The sequence below is a fragment of the Exiguobacterium sp. s138 genome, from assembly GCF_018618775.1.
In the GTDB taxonomy this organism is placed as follows: Bacteria; Bacillota; Bacilli; order Exiguobacteriales; family Exiguobacteriaceae; genus Exiguobacterium_A; species Exiguobacterium_A artemiae.
The window spans coordinates 1-369 of sequence record NZ_JACSMW010000021.1 but is presented as its reverse complement, the minus strand read 5'-3'; the positions used below and the strand labels follow the sequence as shown (position 1 = coordinate 369).

Annotated in this window: 1 protein-coding gene; it reads left to right on the top strand. The window is 47.2% G+C overall.

Going from position 1 to position 369, the window contains the following annotated elements; all coding sequences use genetic code 11:
- The coding region (locus KNP91_RS15655) for an IS30 family transposase (RefSeq protein WP_214850896.1) at positions 1-360 on the top strand (360 nt) is incomplete at its 5' end.
- Positions 361-369: the final 9 nt, after the last annotated feature.

Below are 369 nucleotides of genomic sequence, written 5' to 3'. Positions count from 1 at the left end.
AATCGGTCCGCTCAATCGATGGAGTCTGCGATTCAAGCATTACATCTTTCCTTCCCGTTGGGAACGTTCCAAACTGCGACGACAGATCGCGGAAAAGAGTTTAGCTGTCATGAACGAATTCGTGACACGTTAGGCTTACTCATGTATTTTGCAGATCCGTATTCTTCTTGGCAGCGTGGTAGTAACGAGAACGCCAATGGTCTTCTCCGTGAATTTTTCCCGAAGGGGACAGATTTCGGAAAGGTCAGTCGCTCTGAAATCGCTCAAGCGCTCGCCTGGATTAATGGGAGACCACGAAAATGTCTTAACTGGAAAACTGCATACGAGGTCTTCACGGAAGAAGTGTTGCACTTAATTTGACAAACCGTC